15 protein-coding genes, 4 pseudogenes and 1 other annotated feature are annotated in these 19,700 nt (G+C 62.5%); of the genes and pseudogenes, 10 read left to right on the forward strand and 9 right to left on the reverse strand.

Features of this window, described 5'->3' with window-relative positions; all coding sequences use genetic code 11:
• Positions 1 to 76: 76 nt before the first annotated feature.
• The 7 genes and pseudogenes from QE363_RS09990 to QE363_RS10020 form a co-directional block, all read left to right on the forward strand.
• On the forward strand, positions 77 to 1,222 hold the full coding sequence (locus QE363_RS09990) for a pepsin-like aspartic protease (protein ID WP_309694848.1): 1,146 nt from the start codon (positions 77 to 79) through the stop codon (positions 1,220 to 1,222).
• Positions 1,223 to 1,259: 37 nt separating this feature from the next.
• Positions 1,260 to 2,069, forward strand: coding sequence for an avidin/streptavidin family protein (locus QE363_RS09995; RefSeq protein ID WP_309694850.1), 810 nt, complete (start codon positions 1,260 to 1,262; stop codon positions 2,067 to 2,069).
• A gap of 359 nt (positions 2,070 to 2,428) precedes the next feature.
• On the forward strand, positions 2,429 to 2,791 hold the full coding sequence (tnpA, locus tag QE363_RS10000) for an IS66-like element accessory protein TnpA (protein ID WP_309694852.1): 363 nt from the start codon (positions 2,429 to 2,431) through the stop codon (positions 2,789 to 2,791).
• Positions 2,788 to 3,128: pseudogene (gene tnpB, locus QE363_RS10005) on the forward strand (IS66 family insertion sequence element accessory protein TnpB). The gene tnpA and the pseudogene tnpB overlap by 4 nt, the downstream one beginning before the upstream one ends.
• 1 nt (position 3,129) lies before the next feature.
• Positions 3,130 to 3,465: pseudogene (locus tag QE363_RS10010) on the forward strand (transposase); the annotation flags it as partial.
• 150 nt (positions 3,466 to 3,615) lie between these two features.
• Positions 3,616 to 4,572 carry a hypothetical protein gene (locus QE363_RS10015; protein WP_309694854.1) on the forward strand — a complete coding sequence of 319 codons (957 nt, stop codon included), beginning with the start codon at positions 3,616 to 3,618 and terminating at the stop codon, positions 4,570 to 4,572.
• A gap of 43 nt (positions 4,573 to 4,615) precedes the next feature.
• A pseudogene (locus QE363_RS10020) lies at positions 4,616 to 4,810 on the forward strand (transposase); the annotation flags it as partial.
• A gap of 40 nt (positions 4,811 to 4,850) precedes the next feature.
• Here QE363_RS10020 and QE363_RS10025 read toward each other — a convergent pair.
• Positions 4,851 to 6,082, reverse strand: a protein-coding gene (locus QE363_RS10025; RefSeq protein ID WP_309690612.1) for an IS3 family transposase whose coding sequence is annotated in 2 segments (ribosomal slippage) — positions 4,851 to 5,791 and positions 5,791 to 6,082 — 1,233 coding nt in all. Because the reading frame shifts where the segments join, the coding sequence is not laid out codon by codon here.
• Positions 5,682 to 5,798, reverse strand: a sequence feature (AL1L pseudoknot). Its footprint overlaps the gene before it by 117 nt.
• A gap of 49 nt (positions 6,083 to 6,131) precedes the next feature.
• On the opposite strand from QE363_RS10025, the pseudogene QE363_RS10030 reads away from it, so the two are divergent.
• Positions 6,132 to 7,151: pseudogene (locus QE363_RS10030) on the forward strand (IS110 family transposase).
• Positions 7,152 to 7,695: 544 nt separating this feature from the next.
• Here QE363_RS10030 and QE363_RS10035 read toward each other — a convergent pair.
• The 4 genes from QE363_RS10035 to QE363_RS10050 form a co-directional block, all read right to left on the reverse strand.
• Positions 7,696 to 8,331 (reverse strand): TonB family protein, encoded by a 636-nt coding sequence (locus QE363_RS10035; RefSeq protein ID WP_309694856.1) that lies wholly within the window; start codon positions 8,329 to 8,331, stop codon positions 7,696 to 7,698.
• Between the two features lie 106 nt (positions 8,332 to 8,437).
• Positions 8,438 to 10,912: a TonB-dependent siderophore receptor gene (locus tag QE363_RS10040; protein WP_309694857.1), complete on the reverse strand. Its 2,475-nt coding sequence runs from the start codon at positions 10,910 to 10,912 to the stop codon at positions 8,438 to 8,440.
• A 118-nt stretch (positions 10,913 to 11,030) separates the two neighbouring features.
• Positions 11,031 to 12,038, reverse strand: a complete 1,008-nt coding sequence (locus QE363_RS10045; RefSeq protein WP_309694858.1) for a FecR domain-containing protein — start codon at positions 12,036 to 12,038, stop codon at positions 11,031 to 11,033.
• 64 nt (positions 12,039 to 12,102) lie between these two features.
• A complete protein-coding gene (locus tag QE363_RS10050) occupies positions 12,103 to 12,612 on the reverse strand; it encodes a sigma-70 family RNA polymerase sigma factor (RefSeq protein ID WP_309694860.1) in 510 nt (169 codons plus the stop codon).
• Between the two features lie 116 nt (positions 12,613 to 12,728).
• On the opposite strand from QE363_RS10050, the gene QE363_RS10055 reads away from it, so the two are divergent.
• Together QE363_RS10055 and QE363_RS10060 are read left to right on the forward strand one after the other, a co-directional pair.
• Positions 12,729 to 13,274 carry a helix-turn-helix transcriptional regulator gene (locus tag QE363_RS10055; protein WP_309694862.1) on the forward strand — a complete coding sequence of 182 codons (546 nt, stop codon included), beginning with the start codon at positions 12,729 to 12,731 and terminating at the stop codon, positions 13,272 to 13,274.
• Between the two features lie 50 nt (positions 13,275 to 13,324).
• On the forward strand, positions 13,325 to 14,512 hold the full coding sequence (locus QE363_RS10060) for an MFS transporter (RefSeq protein ID WP_309694864.1): 1,188 nt from the start codon (positions 13,325 to 13,327) through the stop codon (positions 14,510 to 14,512).
• Positions 14,513 to 14,616: 104 nt separating this feature from the next.
• Here QE363_RS10060 and QE363_RS10065 read toward each other — a convergent pair whose 3' ends face one another.
• The 4 genes from QE363_RS10065 to QE363_RS10080 form a co-directional block, all read right to left on the reverse strand.
• Positions 14,617 to 15,354 carry a TonB family protein gene (locus tag QE363_RS10065; RefSeq protein WP_309694866.1) on the reverse strand — a complete coding sequence of 246 codons (738 nt, stop codon included), beginning with the start codon at positions 15,352 to 15,354 and terminating at the stop codon, positions 14,617 to 14,619.
• A 41-nt stretch (positions 15,355 to 15,395) separates the two neighbouring features.
• Positions 15,396 to 17,960: a TonB-dependent siderophore receptor gene (locus QE363_RS10070; RefSeq protein WP_309694868.1), complete on the reverse strand. Its 2,565-nt coding sequence runs from the start codon at positions 17,958 to 17,960 to the stop codon at positions 15,396 to 15,398.
• Positions 17,961 to 17,979: 19 nt separating this feature from the next.
• A complete protein-coding gene (locus tag QE363_RS10075) occupies positions 17,980 to 18,936 on the reverse strand; it encodes a FecR domain-containing protein (RefSeq protein ID WP_309694869.1) in 957 nt (318 codons plus the stop codon).
• Between the two features lie 99 nt (positions 18,937 to 19,035).
• Positions 19,036 to 19,545, reverse strand: coding sequence for an RNA polymerase sigma factor (locus QE363_RS10080; protein ID WP_309694870.1), 510 nt, complete (start codon positions 19,543 to 19,545; stop codon positions 19,036 to 19,038).
• Between the last annotated feature and the right edge of the window lie 155 nt (positions 19,546 to 19,700).

Raw genomic sequence — 19,700 nt, forward strand, 5'->3', positions numbered from 1 at the left:
GCTGTGCCTTGCCCTTCGCTACAACCTCATTTGCGTCTGTCAGGCAATGGTCCACCTACGATCTAGGAGATTGGTGATGACGGATATTAACCTCGACGGTGTGATATTCCCGATGGCCAAGGGGCCATTCCAGAACAACGGCGCGGCCCCTTGGTATGCGGAACTCGGACTGGGCACCCCGGCACAATCGATCAAGTTCGCCCTTGATACCGGAACAAACACGGTTTGGACGACGTCATCCCTGTGCGCGCCGGACAAGTGTCAGCACTATGGAAACAGCCGATTCTATTGGGAGAAATCAACCAGTTTCAAATTTACGGACTGTCTGGACAGGCAGTTCAACTTTGGCCCTTGGGGCTCGATGAACGTCGAGGTCGGACGTGATACCCTGCATCTGCCAAACGGGAGCGGTATCGATCTCGACCTTGCTCTTTCTTCCTATTATGAGGGTACGCAATTCGCCGAAATCGATTGGGACGGCGGGCTGGGCTTGCCCTCGAGCAGCGCTTATACCGCCCAGGGCAGTTCGTTCATCGTACAGACGATGATGAATAACGGCCTCATATCACCTCGGCTCCCCTTTATTTCTTTCGACTGGCCCTACGGCACCCACCAAGGAAGCTGCCAAATTGGTGGCTTCGATCAAAGCAAGATCGGCAAGGGCAGCATATTCCTGCCATGGGAAGTGTACAGCATTTATAAGGGTGCCGAGTACATCTGGTCGAGCAAGTTCCAAGACTTTTACGTTGGAAACCAAAAGGTCGCTTCTGGTGGCTTCTTCGCGCTGGATAGTGGGTCGTCACAATTCAAGGGCGATCCGACGATCATGAACAACACCCTCAGTATCATCAAGGCGCAAGGCTTCCCTAATGTCAGGATCACCTTTCCCGGCAGTCTGGGAGGCATGATAACCATCAATAAGGACATTTATAACGTTCTCATCGAGGAAGGGGAAGGGAAGGGGACCTATATCCCACAGTTCGCTCCGCTCGATGGATTAAGCCAGATGATCCTGGTCGGCTCGGTCTTGATGGAATATTGTTACAGCGTTTACGCGTATGAGGTCGTGCAGTGCGGAACGGCTGGCGCATATTCCTTTAAGCCACGGGGCGTGTACCTCTTCAACAGACCTAATGGTCCCCAGATCATCACCGCAAGCAGCGACGCCGGACTCGTTGCACCGCCGGTCGCCGACCCGACTTTAGGGCGCTGCCTTGGCTGAGCGAGAGTCGATTTATACCTTCGAAAGGATATGAAACATGAGTGTTCGGGGCACCTGGACGAACGACTACGGGTCGACGATGGAACTTGCGCAGACCGCCGATGGACAGGTTTACGGGACCTACAAGTCGCATACCGGGTCGACAGGAACATATGTGGTTTACGGAGCCTGTGATCCGACAGAACCTACCTCGTCGGCCGGTCAGGCCGTGGCGTTGACCATCTGCTGGCACTCGACCGACCCCGGACCTGGCGACGCGAGTTGGCACTGGGCTTCAGGCCTTGGCGGTCAAGTCGCGTTGAACAACGGTCAGCCGACCCTTCTTCTGAACCACGCGATGATCGCCACGCTGGACCTCGACGGGATCGTGGTGGGCAACTACATCGACAAACTCACCTATCTGCCGAAGGCCGATGCATCCGACGGTCCGAGCGAGTTGATGAAGTGGCTTCATGAGCAAATGGCGGAGACGGGAACGGAGCTGTCTGATCCCGTCGATGGACGATGGAAGAGTAGCGACGGCACCTTATTAGAAATGTCGGTGCGCCCGGTCATCGGGCCGAAGGGCGACCGGCTGTTTGGATTTGTGACCGGCAACGCTAATCAAGGCGGCGTGACCTCGCCTCTGCTCGGTGTAACTGACATAAACATCGCAGATGTCGATCTGCAGTCGGTCGCCGTCGCGTTCTTCGACCGTGGGCAGAAAGCGGCGACCGCCTTCGCAGGATCGAGAAGCAAAGCATCGGATCAGATAAGCTTCGTCGGTTTCGTCAGCGAAGGCGTTGGTTATAACGCACGCTATGCTCAGACCCGCGTCAGCGGTCCACTATTCGTGCGTGGGTCATAAAACTGCAGCAAGAGCTACACAATCTCCGACTTTGCCTCATATATTCAAATTGCAAGGCGAGAGCATGGTCCTTTCGACTTTTGAAGGTACCAATTTCGGGAGCTGAAGGTTGCCATGCGCTTGGCGCATGGCAACCTTAGCCTGAGGCGTAATCGACAGGTTGACGCCGATTGGCTACGCTTGTTTGCGAGAAGAAACGGTGAAGAATAGAGCACGCGGTTGTTCCGTAAGCGCGGTCTGGAGGCCGCCTTGCTGTAGCGCTGGTTGCGAGGATGCTTACGCCTTTGACGGGGGCGCAGGCGGTGCGGGAAGTTGCAGGTTCTACGACCAGTCATACGAGCACTCGTATGACTGGTTGGATGGAGGTGGTCGGCCAAGTGTCAGGCCGGCGCCAATGGTCGGATGCGGAGAAGCTGGAAATCCTGGCGGAGGTGTACCGGCCGGGGGGTCGGGTCTGCGATGTCATCGCGCGGCGGGAGGTGTCGAGCAGCCTGATCTATACCTGGCGCAAGCAGTTGCGGGAGGGCACGCTAGCGGGCGTCGCGCCTTCGTTGCCGGTGTTCGCCAAGGTCCAGATTGCCGAGCCCATCCTGCCAGCACCGCAGACGGCGGCATGTTCTACGGGGCTCATCCTCATCGAACTGCCGAGCGGTGTGCGGGTGAGCGTCGACGCGGGCGTGGATGCAGGCGCGCTGACACGGGTGCTGTCGATGCTGCGATGAGCCCGACACCGCTACCGACGCGGGTGTTTCTGGCGTGCGGGGTGACCGACATGCGCAAGGGGTTCGATGGCCTAGCGGTGCTGGTGCAGCAGGTGCTGGCGCAGAGCCCGCATTCCGGAGCGCTGTTCGCGTTCCGTGGCAAGCGTGGTCATCTGGTCAAGCTGCTTTGGTTCGATGGGCAGGGTCTGTGCCTGTTTTCCAAGCGCCTGGACCGTGGCCGCTTCGTCTGGCCGGTGACTGGCGACGCCCCGAGCGGACGTTCACGCCAACACTGGCTGGGAGAGAACGGCGGTTTTGCGCCGCTTTTGCTCGCCCGTTGCCATGCAATCTGCTATGAAATGCGGGTGTCGGAATCGTCCGTTTCCCCTGCTGATGCCGCCGCGCTGGAGACCTCGCTCGCTCGGACCAATGCCGCGCTGGCCGCCCGCGACCTGCTCATCGATACCCTGCGCGGACAGATCGCCCGGCTGCGGCGGATGCAGTTCGGCGTCTCGTCCGAAAAGCTTGGCCGCGAGATCGAGCAGCTCGAACTCGCATTGGAAGAGCTGGAGACGGAGCGTGACACTCCGGTGGTCGATGTCACTGCGGCCAGTATAGCGGCGCGGCCGGGACCGGTCCGCGGCTCGCCGGGGCACCTGCCGCGCGAGGACGTCGTTCACGAACCGGCGCCGGGTACCGTCATACGCAGGTTCGAATCCTGCCGCCCCAGCCAAGCACTGAGTGCCCCAGCTAAGGGGACGGAAAACTGCGGTTTTCGGTAACTTGGCAGGGATTCAACCATCGCAGTGGCGTCAACTGACGCCAGTCGATGGAGCCAGTCCCTGATGCCAGCGATCGAGAACGTCACCCGCCGCAGTGCGGTCTATTGGTGGCGGCGAAGACTGCGTTTGGCGCCAGCGAGCGCAAAACCTATAACCGTAGTGATGATGGTCAGCCTTCTGACGAAGGACCAGCCGGTCGCGCGTCGACGCGCGGTCGCGATGACCGGGCAGAGCGAGACGGTGCAGATGAGCCTGTACGAGAAGATTGAGCGAGACGGCCTTACCGCCGACCAAGCCAGTGCCATATTTCAGGAGGAGATGATCCGCTACCGGAATATGCTGGCCTATCAGCACCAGTCGATCCAGCAGGACGGCGAAGGCCATGTCGCGGAACGCTTCGCGCAGATGCGGGCCATCTATGGCGCGGTGAACCGCGATTTTGCCGACAATGGCTTCACTGATTTTCTGGGAATCGATTATGTTGGCGGCTTCGACAGCCGCTTTGCCGACTTGAACGACGACGCACGCGGGCATCTCTATGCGATGCTCGGCCGAACCCCCGAATTGCCCGAGCATCTGCTGAAGGAAGCGCGAGACTTATTGCGCCGCGTGGGTATCGACGAATCCGGCGACCGGAGTGAGGCCGCCCGTCAGATCATGTGTCAGGCGCGAGCGGCGGCCGCGGCGTCGTACGCCGATCCGGCGTTGCAGGACATGGCCAATCGAATGGCCGTCGCGGCGACCATTATGCGACCCCTTGGCGCGGCGGCTCCTTCGCCTGCACAAATCGTAGCTCCGACGCCAGCCCCCATGTTTGCGCAGACGGCGGCGAATGTCTCGGCCAATCCCGAGCAATGGGATGAGGAGGATGGGGAGGACGAGAAAGCGGAAAGGCAGCGCTACGCGCGCATGACCCCGTTGGAGGTAGTTGAGGCGTATATGAGCCTCAAGCCAAAGGCCCGAGGGCGCGCCACCGTGACCAAAGCGGCCGCTAACAAGCCTAGGGTCAGGACCCATTGATGTGAGCGTCGGGATCTGATTCAGGCTCCGCGAGGAGACCGGGATGAGCGACCTGTTTTGGCTGACGGACGAGCAGATCGAGCGGCTGCGGCCGTTCTTTCCCAAGAGCCACGGTAAGCCGCGGGTCGATGACCGGCGGGTGCTGAGCGGCATCGTGTTCGTGAACCGCAACGGCCTGCGCTGGCGCGATGCACCCAGCGCCTACGGGCCCTACAAGACGCTCTACAACCGCTGGAAGCTGAACCGCGCCGGGTTTGCCGGAGGCCGTTGGATGTGAGTCACGCTGACATATCGACGATGTTCGCGGCAGCATAGTATTGCTCTTCGGCCTCGGCGGGCGGAATGTTGCCGATAGGCTCGAGCAGCCGGCGATGATTGAACCAGTCCACCCATTCCAGCGTGGCGTACTCGACCGCCTCGAAGCTTCGCCACGGCCCGCGGCGGTAGATCACCTCGGCCTTGTAGAGGCCGTTGATGGTTTCCGCCAAAGCGTTGTCATAGCTGTCGCCGACGCTGCCGACTGACGGCTCGATGCCCGCTTCGGCCAGGCGCTCGGTGTACTTGATGGACACGTACTGGCTGCCGCGGTCGGAATGGTGGACGAGGCCGCCACCCCGCATCGGCCGTCGGTCATGTAGCGCCTGCTCGAGCGCATCCAAGACGAAGCCGGCATGTGCGCTCCGACTGGCGCGCCAGCCAACGATCCGGCGGGCGTAGGTGTCGATGACGAACGCCACGTAGACGAACCCCGCCCAGGTCGCGACGTAGGTGAAGTCCGATACCCACAGCATGTTCGGTGCTGGCGCGCGGAACTGCCGGTTCACCCGGTCGAGCGGGCATAGGGCCGTCCTGTCGCCGACAGTGGTGCGCACCGGCTTGCCGCGCATCACGCCGGCCAGACCCATCGCCCGCATCAGGCGGGCAACAGTGCAGCGAGCGACGTCGAACCCTTCGCGTCGCAGTTGCCGCCAGACCTTGCGCACGCCGTAGACGCGGAAGTTCTCCTCGAACACGCGGCGCACCTCCGGTCCGAGCGCATCGTCACGCCGAACCCGAGCCGACCGTCTGGTCGGCTCAATCCTCCTGGCTGCATGAGCATGATAGGTGGACGGGGCGATCGGCAGGACCCGGCAGATCGGCTCGACCCCGTACGCCTTGCGATGCGCGTCGATGAACGACACCATCACTTCACTCGGCGGTCGAGCTCCGCCATCGCAAAATACGCCGACGCCTTACGCAGGATCTCGTTGGCCTGGCGCAGCTCGCGGTTCTCGCGTTCCAGCGCCTTCATCCGGGCGGCAACATCGCTCGGCACCCCGGCGCGGGCGCCACTGTCGATCTCGGCCTTCTTCACCCACTCGTGCAGCGTCTGGCCTGCACATCCGATCTTCGCCGCGATCGATACCACCGCTGCCCAGCGCGACGGGTGATCCTTCTCATGGTCCAGCACCATCCGCACCGCACGCGCGCGCACCTCAGGCGAAAACTTGTTCGTCGTCTTGCTCGTCATAGCCCCTTCCTCTCAGGAGTTGGGGCCTCCGACAAACCCGGCGCGGTTCATATCGGTTCTCGGGATCGATCTGAGCAAAAACAGCTGTAGCGTGGTCGGGCTGGATGCGACGGACAAGGTCGTCGTGCGCCGGCGGATGCGGCGCGAGACGGTTATCACCTACGCGGCGACCTTGCCGACCTGCGTCGTCGCGATGGAAGCCTGTTGGGGTGCGCATCACATGGGTCGCGCTCTGGCACGACACGGGCATGCGGTGCGGTTGATGTCACCGGAATATGTCCGCCCCTACGTCAAGGCACAGAAGAACGACGATCGTGATGCCGAAGCGATCGCGGAAGCGGCGACCCGGCCGACCATGCGGTTCGTCAAGTTGAAAACCGAGGACCAGCTCGACATGCAGACGCTGCACCGCATCCGCGACCAGCTCGTCAGAGACCGGACCTCGTTGATGAAAAAGATCCGAAGCTCGCTTCTCGAACGCGGTCACATCGTGCCGCAAGGTCGCGCAGAGCTGGCCGTGCGGCTAAGTGAGATGCTGAATGGTGACGAGCCGGTCCTCGGCCCTCGCATCCACCGGCTGGTGAGTGACATGCGCCTGCGCTGGTCAGTTCTCGACGAGCGGATCGCGGACCTCGACGCCGAGTTCACCGATGCGGCACGGACGGATGAGCGGACAAGACGACTGCTGACCATTTCCGGGATCGGAGCACTCAATGCGACCGCGCTGGTGGCTGCGGTCGGCGATGCGCGAACCTTCTAGCGTGGTCGCGACCTTGCCGCGTGGCTGGGCCTGGTGCCACGGCAGGCGACGACCGGGGGCAAGCCGCGGCTGCTCGGCATCACCGAGCGCGGCAGCCGCTATCTGTGCAAGAACCTGATCCAGGGGGCTCGTGCATCGCTGCCGACCATGAGCACAAGCGATACGCGGCTCGCTGCCTGGCTACGCGGCCTGCGGTCATGCTCCCACGCCAACACCGTCGTCGTGGCGCTGGCCGCCAAAATGGCGCGCATCGTCTGGGCACTGCTGCGTCAGGAACGCACCTACGAACCAGTCGCGCAAGCGGCTTGAACGGGATCGGCCGGTGCTACCCGCGCACTGGCTGGATGATGTCTGCGGGAGGTAAGTGACAGATGGCCTGACAGTCGACCGGTGTCCTGAAACCCTATGGCGTAAAATGGCATTCGATGCCGGCCCCTTTATGGGGATCGGGACACGCGGTTCTCCATCTTGGCCAATGACCTTGCGTCAAAAGGCCGGATACGTTCTCGCAGACTGATCAGATTAGTTGACACAAACCGCGTGCCGACGGGGCGGCCCATACGTTTCCGCCCTCCGCCGAGATGGGGGCGTCAACCGTGGTGCAGTCGATATTGTAGCGTCGGTGACTGCTGCAAAATGGTTTGATCGGGTAGCACAGGACACAAATTACAAACCGCGTGTGATGCCGGTATGTGGCGCCAATGAGTGCAACCACTCGTCATTGGCGTTTTCGCGAATGCGTTGAAAATCAGTGATATGGCGGGGTAGGGGATGGCCGAATGGGTGCGATCTGATGTTCCCGAAACCGGTCAGGCTTCCCGTTTTAGGAATTGCGTCGGTTACAGGCCGCGTCTCAACGCATGAAAAATTCGACCGGCACGATCAACTCGATCGTATCGCCCCTGACCTCATCGGGAGGCTTGGGGAGAGGTTCTGCACGCCTGGGCAAGCTTATCGCCTCGACATCAAGCGAGCGAATGCCAGATGGACGCTCCAAGCGTGAAGATAGCACCCTGCCGTTGCGGTCCATGACGAAGCGAATATAGGGTGTGCCTTGCTGGTGGTGAACGCTCGCATCCCGTGGGTAACGGCGGACCTTATTCAGTGCGGCCAGCACCTGTCCCTGCCAGGTTGGCGCAGCATTAGACGGCTGTGGGGCCGGCGGTACCGGCTTGGCCTCGGAGACGGACGCTTCCTTCACCGGGGGAGCGGGTTCAAACACCGGTTGCGCCTCGAGGGGCGGAATCGCATTCGCGACCGGCATCCGCAGTGGCGACTGCTCGACCATGGGGCGTTCGGCTTGCGGTGGACGGCGTTCATTGCGCTCCCGCCGGCGGCCCGGCGTCATCTCACGTGCCGGTTCGGGCGGGGCGGCGGGTGGCGCCACCTCGAACACCGCCAGCGCCGGAGCTGGAGCCGGCGGTGCCGCTTGGTAGGTCGTCCATGTAAACAGCGCGCCACTCACCACCATCAGAGCGATGGTCGCCACACTGCCGACTCCGAACAGCCTTGAGCGCCAGCTCGCAGGCCGTTCTGAATATCGGCATGTCTTGCCGCGATCATGGGATGGGTAGAGCGTCACCGGCTTCGTGTCGTCACCAGTGATAGCGAAGGCTTGCTGTCAGCAGGCGCGCCTTACCATAATAGCAGTTGTTGATATTGCTACATCCGGACACGTATTTACGGTCGAAGAGGTTTTCCGCAACGACGCTGAACTCGGCGCCCGCGAGATGGAGTGGCGACTGATACAGGTCGTAGGTCAGGGATCCGTCAAAAACCGTATAGGACGGATATTTGAACGTGTTCATATCGTCTCCATACCCGCTGCCGGAGTAACGGACGCCGACACCTGCCGATACGCCGAACAGATTTACGGATGAGAGGTCGTATTTCGCCCACAACGCAGCCTGCCACGGCGGCATGAACCGTACCTTGTTGCCTTCCGTGCCATCGGTCGCCTTGGAGTAGACGGAGTTCGTGTAGGACGCTGATGCGATGATATCGAGGCGCTTGCGTAAAGCGAGTTTGCCTTCGAACTCAATTCCCTGAACATGTATCTCTCCCCTCTGAGTCGGCAAATAGGTGAAGAAATCATATGTCGGGACGTTCTGTTGCCGGAGGTCGTAGATCGACATCGTGACCAGCGCGTCGATCGTCTTCGGCTGGAACTTCACGCCAGCCTCATATTGCTTGCCGGTCGTTGGCTTGAACGGACGGCTTTCACCATCAAAGCCGGCGTAGGGCATGAAAGACGTGGCGTAGCTGAAATACGGTGCCAGCCCGTTATCGGCGATGTAGGTCATGCCGACCCGACCCGTGAACGCCTGGTCCTTGTTCGTCGTCCGGATGCCGGTGAGCAGATCGTCATTATCTGTCGCGGCCCAATCCTGGCGACCACCAAGCGTCAGCACCACCGGACCCAGCCGCATACGATCCTGGACATATAGTCCGATCTGTTCGACCTGATTGTCCCAGCGCGCACCCAACCGAGGTTCGTTATAGCTGCCGTAGACGGGACGAAACGGATTTAGCGTCGTATTACCAAAGCCATAGCGTCCCGTGTAATCATTGTCGAACCAGCGGTAATCGACGCCGACGAGCGTTTCATGACTGATCGCGCCGGTCGTGAAATGGGCCTCGATCTTGGTGTCGGCGCCAAATACCGTGTTATTCGACGCATAGTCCGTGGCGTTGCGACGCATCTGCGTATAGTCGGGAGTATTGTCAGCGGCGGTGACATACCCGCCGGCAAAGAAGGTCCGATATCGATCATCGACCCCCAGATAGAGACCGTTTGCCCGGATGGTCACAGCGTCGTTGAAGCGGTGCGTCGCTTCATACCCAATCGCCCACTGATCCCGGCGATAATCATTATAGCCTGGTTCCCCGCTGAACAGCGAGCGGCTGATGCGCCCGTACGATCCGGCGGGGACCACCGTGCCGACATAAGGCAGGGGCTGATAGTCCGGACGACCCCGATCCCTTTGGTAATGACCGATCAGCGCCAGGTTCGTATCCTCATCCGGCTGCCAGGCGAGGGACGGAGCGATCAGCAACCGACGTTCTTGAACGTGATCGACGATCGTGCCGGTCGTGGAAGCGACGCCGGTGACCCGGCCGAGAAGACCGGCACCGGTATCCAGCGGACCACTCAGGTCGAACGCCCCATAGGCCTGGCCCCGGTTGCTGGTGCGTGCGACGACCTCTCCGATCGCTTCCGGGGTAGGCCGCTTGGTCGTCATGTTGACGATGCCCCCAGGATAGTTCTGCCCGTAAAGGACCGAGGTGGGGCCCTTCAGGACTTCCACCTTCTCAAGCAGATATGGGTCGATCTGAGGCGATCCGCCCAGATCGCCGATATAGGGCAGGTAGATGCCGTTGAGGTAGAGTGGCGTGGGCGCAAAGCCCCTGACCTCGACATTGTCGAACGAACGGATACTGCCGCTGCTGCCGCCGACATGCACCCCCGCGCTGTAGCGGACGGCATCCTTGACGCTCTCGGAAGCGCGGTCACGAATTTCGGTCGCGGTAATGACGCTGATCGACTGCGGCGTCTCGATCAAGGGCGCGTCGGTCTTGGTGCCCGTCGCCGAGCGGGTTGCGACCACGCTGTCAGGCACGCGGTTTGCGGTCTCGTCAAAGATGACGCCACTGGTGCCGTCGCTGCCTTCGACTCGCACGGGACCAAGCTGGATCGCTCCGGCGGCGGCCTGGGGAGCGCGTTCGAGGGTGGCCGTATTGGCCCCCGTGAAGCGGTAGGTCAGACCTGTACCCGTCAGCAGGCGCGACAGCGCTTCAGCCGCACTGAACGACCCCGTGACGGTCGAGGTCGTAACACGCTCCCCGATCTCGCTGGGAAAGCCGACCTGGACGCCGGATTGGCGCATATAGTCGCGAAGCGCGCTTCTCAATGGTTGTGCCGGAATGTCGTAGGACCGCATGATCTGACTCGATCCGGACTGCGCCTGCGCAGGCAGAGCGCCACCTGCAAGCGATACGAGCAAGGTGCCCGACGCCATGAGCAACAGCCGAGACGCGCTGGTACGGCGGCCAACGAATTTATGCTTCATCATATCTTCCCACGCCCAGGCACGGAATGACCGCGCCCCCTGTATGAGAGTGCGCCGCAATAGCGATGCCTCTCTTATCTGACGCTGGCGAACCGGGCGTTCCTAACACCCCTGCAAATTATTTCTGGTCTGATGGCCGCAGCACGGCGATGCCGCCAAGACGGGAGACGGAAAGACCGTTCATGCCGGCAATGGCATCGATGGCCTCTTCCGGCCGGTCGACGCGGAAGGCGCCGCTGATGGGCCGGGGGGAAGATGGCTGCCCCAGGATGAATACCGGGCCGGACCGATAGCGACCGATCGTGGCGATGGCGCTGCGCACATCGGCCCGATCGAACAGGATTTCGCCCTGCCGCCACGCCGCGATCATATCGGGGGCAGCCTTAGCCATTCTGACGGGGGACGCTCCTTGGGTGTAGCGAGCACGTTCGGATGCATTCAACGCCATGCCATTGGCTGCGCCCGGCGCACTGACTTGGACGCGGCCTTGTGTCACGGCAACCGAAACGGCGGTGGCCTCGCGCCGGACCTCGAAGGCCGTGCCGACATCCTGCGTCTCGCCGCCTAATGCCGCGACCCGAAACGGACGCCGATCGCCATGAGCGACCTCGAACCAGGCGGCGCCGCGCAACAGTTCTATCCGGCGTTCGTTTTGGTCGTAGGAGATGCCGATCGCGGTGCCGGCGTCGAGCATCGCCCGACTTCCGTCCGCAAGCATGAGGCTCTCTACGGTCGTGCCGGTGCGGTGATCGGCGCGCAACATGATCGACAGATCGTCTCCGAAGACAAGTCCCACCAAGGCCATAGCGGCCGCGCCGGTGATCGCTATGCGGCGGAAGCGACGTCGCGAGGACACTGGCCAGCGAGAGCCCGCAGGGTGGTTTGCCGAGGGTAAGGCCCCGCTATTCGAACTGCTTCCCACAGCGCGCCAGATCGCACGGGTTTCCTCGAACGCACGGTTGTGAAGGGAGTCGCCAGAGCGCCACGCCTTGAATCGCTCGAGCTCATCGGGCTGCATATCGCCCGACGCCATGCGGGCGATCCATCGGCTTGCCTCTTCAGCCGCCCTTTCTTCTCGATCGCGCACGCTTCCAGTCATGTCGCATCCTGACCGCTGGCCTTGCATGGCCTGCTATAAGGTTGGACGCTCAGAGAAAGGCTGTTCCTAACAGAGCGGTCGATAAATGGGGTCATTCTGCCCTTCGCACGTCGGAAAGGATGCCAAGTGCGCGGCGGATGTGGCGCTCCACGACCGTGGTAGAAATGCCATAGCGCGCGGCGATCTCACGCTGCGTCACGCCATGGACGCGGTTCAGTCGGAAAATTCCGCGTGTCGGCTCCGGAAGCGCCTCGACGGCCGCATCGATGCGTGTGACGAGGTCGCGGTTCAGGACGATGCGGTCCTGGGCGGGCCGATCGTCCTCGACCCAAAGGAGATGTTCGATCTCTTCCTGTATATCCTCCATCCGACGTGAGGAGGCACGAAGCTCATCGGTCGCCGCGTTGACCGCCAGGCGACGCAGATAAGCGCGTGGATTGTCGATCGGCGGATCGTCGCGCACGGTCTGAACCTTGAACCACAGCCCCTGGGTGACATCCTCGGCCGCCGCCCTGTCCCGCACGATCCGCTCCACGACGCGCAGCCAGGTCGAGCGTTCGCTCAACAGCAGGCGCGAGAGAGCAAGGGCGTTGGTCGGCATTGAACGACGCATAGCGCAAAATGCGAATCAATCGCAATACGGCGCCTGCGAGCACCTTCACCATTGCGAAGCTATTTTGAAGAAGATTTGGCCCGCATATAGGCTATGGTGCCCTCATGATACTGGACCTTCCTGTGGGGCGGGCGCTGCATCGGTTCCGTCGGCTCAACGGCATCAAGCAGGGCCATGTCGCAGAATTGTTCAGTGTGTCGCAGGGCACCGTATCGCGATGGGAAAGCGGCACCCACGAGCCTGAGATCCAGCACCGCGAGCGGATATTCGCGATGATCGCAGCTAAGGCGAACAATGACGCCGACGCTGCCTTGCGGCGGCTGGTTTGTGGTTCGACAATGGCCGTGCATCTCGTATGCGACGCAACACATAGACTGCTGGCGGCGTCGCCGTCCCGGGTAGCGGGCTGGGCCTCGCACGCGGACGACTTCATTGGAAGATCATTGTGGCCGTTCGCCAGTCCGGAGATCGTGGCGGCCGAGGCCGGGCTTCGCGATCGGGGTTGGTTCGAACAGCCCGGTCAGCGGCTTCGCTTCCATACCGGCTACAATGACAGCAACGTCGTCGTGGTGCGCCCCAGCTTGATGCAGTGGGAGACGGTGCCGTTGGCGGACGGTCGCATCGGCCGCCTCACCACCACGATCGAGTGACGCATATCTTTTTCGTGGGCGGGCGTTGCGACAATCCGTAATTGGGCGGCATGCAAGGACGTTGGCCCACCATCATTTTCCTCTGGCTGGTCGGCGTTCTCGCCGCGGCTCAACTCGCAAAATTTTCGGCAATCGCTCCGTTGCTGCAGGATCGCTTTGATCTGTCGCTTCCCGCCACCGGGCTTTTGATTTCGCTGCTGGAAGTCGGCGGTGGCCTGCTGGGCTTCGTGGCCGGATTGGCGCTTGGCTGGATCAGTTGCCGTCGATCGCTCCTGGCAGGCGTGACGATATTGGCAGCGGCGAGCCTGTTGGAGGCATTAGCCCCGACGCGTAGCATGCTGTTCGGGGCACGTGCTGTGGAGGGCATAGGATATCTACTCACCGTCATCGCTGCGCCAACCACCATTGCCGCAATCGCGAGTGATCGCGATCGCGCCCGTGCTTTGGCCTTGTGGAGTAGCTTCGTACCAGTGGGGATTGCGGTCGGCAGCGGCGTCACCAGCCTGGCCGTTGCGCCGCTTGGCGCCCAAGGCATCATCGTGCTTTGGGCGGGCCTTTTGGCAATGACGATCCTCCCGATCCTCCGTCTTGACCTGTCGGCGGATGACAATAGTCGACGCCGTATCGTGCTGCCGGCTCCGGCGGCATGGGTATCGACCTTCGCCTTCGGCATCTACACGCTTTTCCTCTGCGCGCTGACCATGCTGCTCCCGACGTTTCTGATGGCAGAACGGGCAGCGGCGCTGGACGGGGCGGGCCTGGTCGCATCGATCGCATCGCTGTCCGCACTGCCTGCGTCCGGCCTCGCGATCCTGCTGATCCGCCGGGGGCGGCTGTCGACGGGACACCTGCTCATGATTGCGACGCCATCTCTTATGGGGACGGCCCTTCTCGTGCCGCTCGCCCTCAACCGTTCAAGCGACCTGCCGACGACCAGCGTTCTCATTGTGGGAGCCGTCTTGCTGAGCGGCCTCGTATCTCCTCTCATGTTTGCGCGACTGCCGATCCTGGCAGGCGCTGAAAGCCCGCATGACCCGCGCATCGCCAGTGCCAATGGTTTGCTGACCCAGTTCGGCGCCGGTGGTGCCTTGATTGGCCCGCCGCTAGGCGGTCTGATCGCGGATGAATGGGGGTGGACGGCCCTCGGCGGGATGATCGCCGGGTTGGCGCTGTTGATGCTCACCGGCGTGGCCCTATCGGAATGGATCGCCGCTCAATCACGCCCGGCCGCTGTATGATCCACCGATCACCGACACGTTTGGGAGGGGCGAGCGGGAAAGGTTCGGCATTCCTGAAAACCGTCTGGCATGGCGTTTCGGGAAGACGCTACTCGCGTTGGGGCTCATCGCAGGAAGAACGCGACCGGCACGACCAGTTCGATCGTGGCGCCGATGATGTCCTCAGGCGGTTTGGGAAGCGGCTGCGCGCGCTTCGGAAGATCCATCGCCTCGCTGTCGAGGGACCGGATGCCGGAGGAGCGTTCGAGGCGGGAAGACAGCACCTTGCCAGTGCGATCCATGACGAAGCGAATATAGGGTACGCCCTGCTCGTGGCGGAAGCTGGCCTCGCGCGGATAACGGCGCACCTTGTTGAGCGCCGCCAGTACCTGGCCTTGCCAGCTAGGAATGACGTTCGAGGGCTGCGGGGCGGGCGGCACCGGCCTGGCCTCGGGGGCGGTCGTTTCCTTTACCGGCGGGCCGGGATCAGGCACCGGCTTGACGGTGACGGAAGAGGCCGGATTTGTCGAAGGCATTCGTAGCAATGGCGGCTCGGCCACAGGCTGTTCCACTATCGGCTTTTCACGCTCCTTGCGCTCCTTCTTGGGGCCCGGCTTCACCTCTCGTCGTGGCGCAGGTGGGGCCGCAGGCGGCGCCACGTCGAACACCGCCAGCGCAGGTGCCGGTGGCGCCGGTCGATAGGTCGTCCAGGTGAACACCGCTCCGCCCAGCAGGACAAGCGCGACGAATGTCACGCCCCCAGTACCGAAGAGCCGGGAGCGGATGCTCATGGGCCGATCCGAGTAGCGCTGCGGATATGACGACGCAGCCCCGGCAGCCTCGACCGCCGGGGGCTCGGTCATCGCCGATTGCAGCCGGGTCCCTACGTTCAAGACATCAATCTTTAAAAGCGGCCGCGCAGCGTCACCATCACGCTGCGTGGCTCTCCGAACCAGCCCTGCCCGTCGCTGTTGATGCCGACATAATAGCGCTTGTCGAAAAGGTTGTTGAGGTTGGCCTGTACCGAGAGGCGCTCGTTCAGGTCATATTTGGCGAACAGGTTGGCGAGAAGGTAGGGGGCTTCGCGAACGGTGTAGGACACGGTGGAATTGCCGGGGAAGATGTCGTTGACCTGGCGGCTCCCCGTCCATGTAACCCCGCCGCCAAACGACAGGCCGTTCGGGTCATCGGACAGCCGGTAGGAGGTGAAGCCGCGAAACAGGGTGCGCGCGATATCCGGCACGACCCTTGCACCGGTGGGGTCCTTCGCATCGTTGTAGGAATAGCCTAGCGTGACGCGCCAGCGCGGGGTGATGTCGCCCGCCAGCTCCGCCTCGATCCCTTTCGATACCACGCCATCGGTCGCGATATAGGCGGCGTAGATCGTGCCATCCACCAGCGCGCTCCCGTCCTGCTTGGCGACATTGTCCTGCTTCAGCCGAAACAGCGCGACGGAGGCGTTGAGGCGGTTGTCGAACCAGGCCCCCTTCACGCCGATTTCGTAGTTCTCGCCCTGAACCGGATCGAGGTAACGGCCGTTCCGGTCCTGGAAGTTCTGCGGATTGAAGATTTCCGTGTAGCTGGCATAGGCCGACACGTTCCCGGTGAGGTCTGCCACCAGGCCCGCATAGGGGATGACCTGAAGGTCGGGTTCGTAGCGGTAAGTCCGTGCGCGGTAGTATTGATCGCGTTTCCAGTGGGTCAACCGGGTACCGGCGATCAGCGTCAGCCCGGACGCGAGACTGAAGCGCGACGACACATAGGCGCTGCGCTGCTTCGTGCGGTCGTTGTTCCGGAGCGTGACCGTGCCGAAGCTTGGCTCAGGGTAGGAGCCGTCCCATTCACGCAGATCGCCGATCCCCTCGTTGCTGGCTGGCGTCGCGGCACGCTGCGACAGCTTGAAGCGGCGATCGATGCCCTGGATGCCGAACGACAGCTCATGCTGGCGTCCAAACAGGGTGAATGGGCCGGTGGCATAAAGATCGAGCGCATCCTGTCGGCGATAGCCGAAGTCGCTATAGGCAAAGAGGTCCAGCCCGCCCGCACCGATCGCAGAGGCGGACCGGTATGCGCCATAGACGTACAGAAGTCGCGTATCGAACTTGCCCTTGTCGTTGGCGTATTTGCCGTGCGCGATCCAGCCACCGCCCAGATCGTGATCCACGTCGAGGTGGACGAAGCGGCTCGACGTATCCCATCGCGCCCATCGCGGGGCGGTGGTCTGCGATCGGCTCCAACGTGCTTTCGTGCCGTCCTCGAACAGCAGCGGTACGCCAGCCCATGCGCTGCCCTTCGGATTGTTCTCCTGGTAGCTGACTGAAATGGCTGCCGTCGTGCGCGCACCAAGATCGGCCTCGACCGTGCCGTAGATCGCCACCTTCTCGTTCTTGTAGAGATCGGTAAAGGATTCCCGGTTCTGATAGGCGCCCGCGACGCGAGCACGCAGCCCCCCGCCGGCCGTCAGGGGTGCGGCTAGGTCGAACGTACCGCGATAGTTGTTCCATGATCCCGCCGCCGCAGTGAAACTGCCGGCAAATACCCGGCTGTCGGCACGCTTGCGCACGAGGTTCACCGCGGCCGATGGTTCACCAGGGCCGCTCAGAAGGCCGGTCGCACCGCGCACCACCTCGACGCGATCGATCCAGATCGTATCCGACAGCGCCTCGCCTGCCTGGGTGATGTTGTCCATGATCGTCGGAATGCCGTCGAACTGGAAGCTGTTGACGATGAAGCCGCGCGAATAGAACCATGTCCGGTCGGTCAGGCCGTTCATGACGCTGAGGCCGGTGACGGTCGAAAGCACGTCCGTGACGGACAACAGGTTCTGGTCGCGGATAGCCTGTTCGGTGACGACGGACACCGACTGGGGCGTCTCGCGTGGCGTCAGGTTGAGGCGGGTCGCCGTCGTGACGATCGGCGTCGCGTAGGATCGCTCGCCCTCGCTCTTGCCCGGATCGGTCGCGGGACCGCGATCGGCGATGCCGATCGTATCGCCTTGTCCCTCCACCTGCACGGGGCCAAGTTGGATGGCATTTCCGGCAGCTTGTGGTGCTGGCGAAAGGGCGACCGAGTTTGCCGTCAGGTAGCGGAAGGTCAGGCCGGTGCCGCCGAGAAGCTGGCTGAGCGCAGCGGCCGACGCCAGGCGACCACGCACCGCGGTCGTCCTGATGCCGGCACCGTCATTGCTGGAATAGGTCACCTGAACACCCGACTGCTGCATGAAGAGGCGCACGGCCTCGTTGAGCGGCAAGGCGGGAATATCGAAGCTGCGCTCGGATGACGCTTGAGCTGCGACCGGCGTGGCAAGGATAGCGGTGGACGCCGTGGCGGCGAGAAGAAGGCTGAAGCGCGACGGCAGCAGAAACATATATCCCCCAAGCAAGAACGTCGCCCCGTGCGACACCTGCCCCTGCGACGCATTATCATCGGCGGGGCATGGATGAGACTGGTGCTGGCCCGACTTACCCAACCCATGCCTATGGAATTTTTCAGTAGAGGATCATCGCACCCGGCAGGTGTGCGACGTTCACGCCGGCGTTCGTCGCCATCGCAATCACGGCCTCGTCGGCTTGCGCGATCCTGAACGCGCCGCTGACGTGCGGCTTGGCGGACAGGTCTGCCCACACCAGCGTCAATCCGGGCCGATAGCGTCCGGCGAGCGCGATAGCCTGATTGAGCGGCATATCGTCGATCAGAAGCTCGCCGTGCCGCCACGCGGCGATCCGGCCGGGCAGGACGGCGGGCAAGGGCGACACGATGCCACCTGCCAAATCGGCCCGCTGCCCCGCCGTCAGCGTCACCGCCGACGGTTCGTCGCTGCCCAAGAGCCGGACCGCGCCTTGGGACACGGCAACCTGCATAGTGTGTCCTTCCGTGACCTCGAACGCGGTACCGACGTCCTCGATCACGCCGCTGCCGGCGGCTACCCGAAAGGGACGGGCATCATCATGCGCGACGTCGAACCAGACACGGCCGCGCAGCAGCTCGATCCGGCGCTCGGTATTGCTATAGTGGACGGCGATGGCGGAGTTCGCGTCCAGCATCGCCGTGGAGCGATCCGACAGGCGCACGCCCCGCACCTCTCCGCGATCGGTGATATGGTCCGCTTGCAGGCGGAGCAAGATATCCGCCCCCGTCACGGCCAGCAGCAACGAGGCCGCAACGGCACCTGCGACGAAACGTCGCGACGGCCGGCGTAGTCGATGTGGCGCGCGCCCATGCGCCCTCGTCGCAGGAATCGAGCGCGGCGCGAACAGGGATCGATGGGGCTCCAAGTCCTGCCAGAAGCCTCGCTCGCGTTCGAACGCGCGGGCGTGTTCGGGCCGCTCTCCCAGCCAGTCCTTCAAGGCTGCGATGTCGGCAGCATCGGCATCTCCCGAGGCCAACAGCCTTACCCATTCCCTCGCGCGCGCCAGGATTGCTCCGTCGATCAGCGGCACCGTCATGTGTGCGACAACCTTCCCCGTGCCGGCATCCGTACCGACATGTCTTTATGACTGCGCGTACCGCCACTTGCCCAACCCCGCCTGCGGCTACGCCGAGACTCAATCATCAGCATCGCGGCAGGCGGAAATCACCGTCATGGCCCGCCGCATATGTTTCTCGACCGCTGTGGTGGAAATGCCCAGCCGCTCAGCGACTTCCCTTTGGGTGAGATGGTCGTATCGATGCAGTTCGAAGACCCGCCGGGTTTGAGAGGGCAGGGCATTAATGCCGGTCTTGATCCGCTTCAACGTATCACGCGCGAGGATCGTACGATCCGCGGCCAGTGCGTGATCGCTACCCCACAGCAGCGCCTGTGCTTCCTCATGAACGCTCTGGAGCCGCGCCTCGCGCTTGCCGTGGTCGAGTGCCAGATTGGATGCCAGTCGGTACAGATACGCGCGCTTGTGCGTAATCGGCGGATCGTCCGCAACGCGCTGGACACGAAGCCATAAGGACTGCGTGACGTCCTCGGCCGCCGGTCCTGCACCAACGATGCGGGCAACCCACCGCATCAGCGGCGCGCGATCCGCTAACAGCAAACGGGACAGGGCTTCGGCGTTCGTCGGCATTGCGCGCGGAGCTATAATACATTCTGCGAATTGCTCGCAACAATCGTTACTGGGTGATTTTCCGATTGGGAAGGGCGATCGAGACGACGCGGGTGTTCTCGGAATCGATCGAATTTCGGGAAGCTTAGGGGCCTAGTCTCTACACGACCAATTTA

Source organism: Sphingomonas sp. SORGH_AS_0870 (genome assembly GCF_031453175.1).
Lineage (GTDB): Bacteria > Pseudomonadota > Alphaproteobacteria > Sphingomonadales > Sphingomonadaceae > Sphingomonas.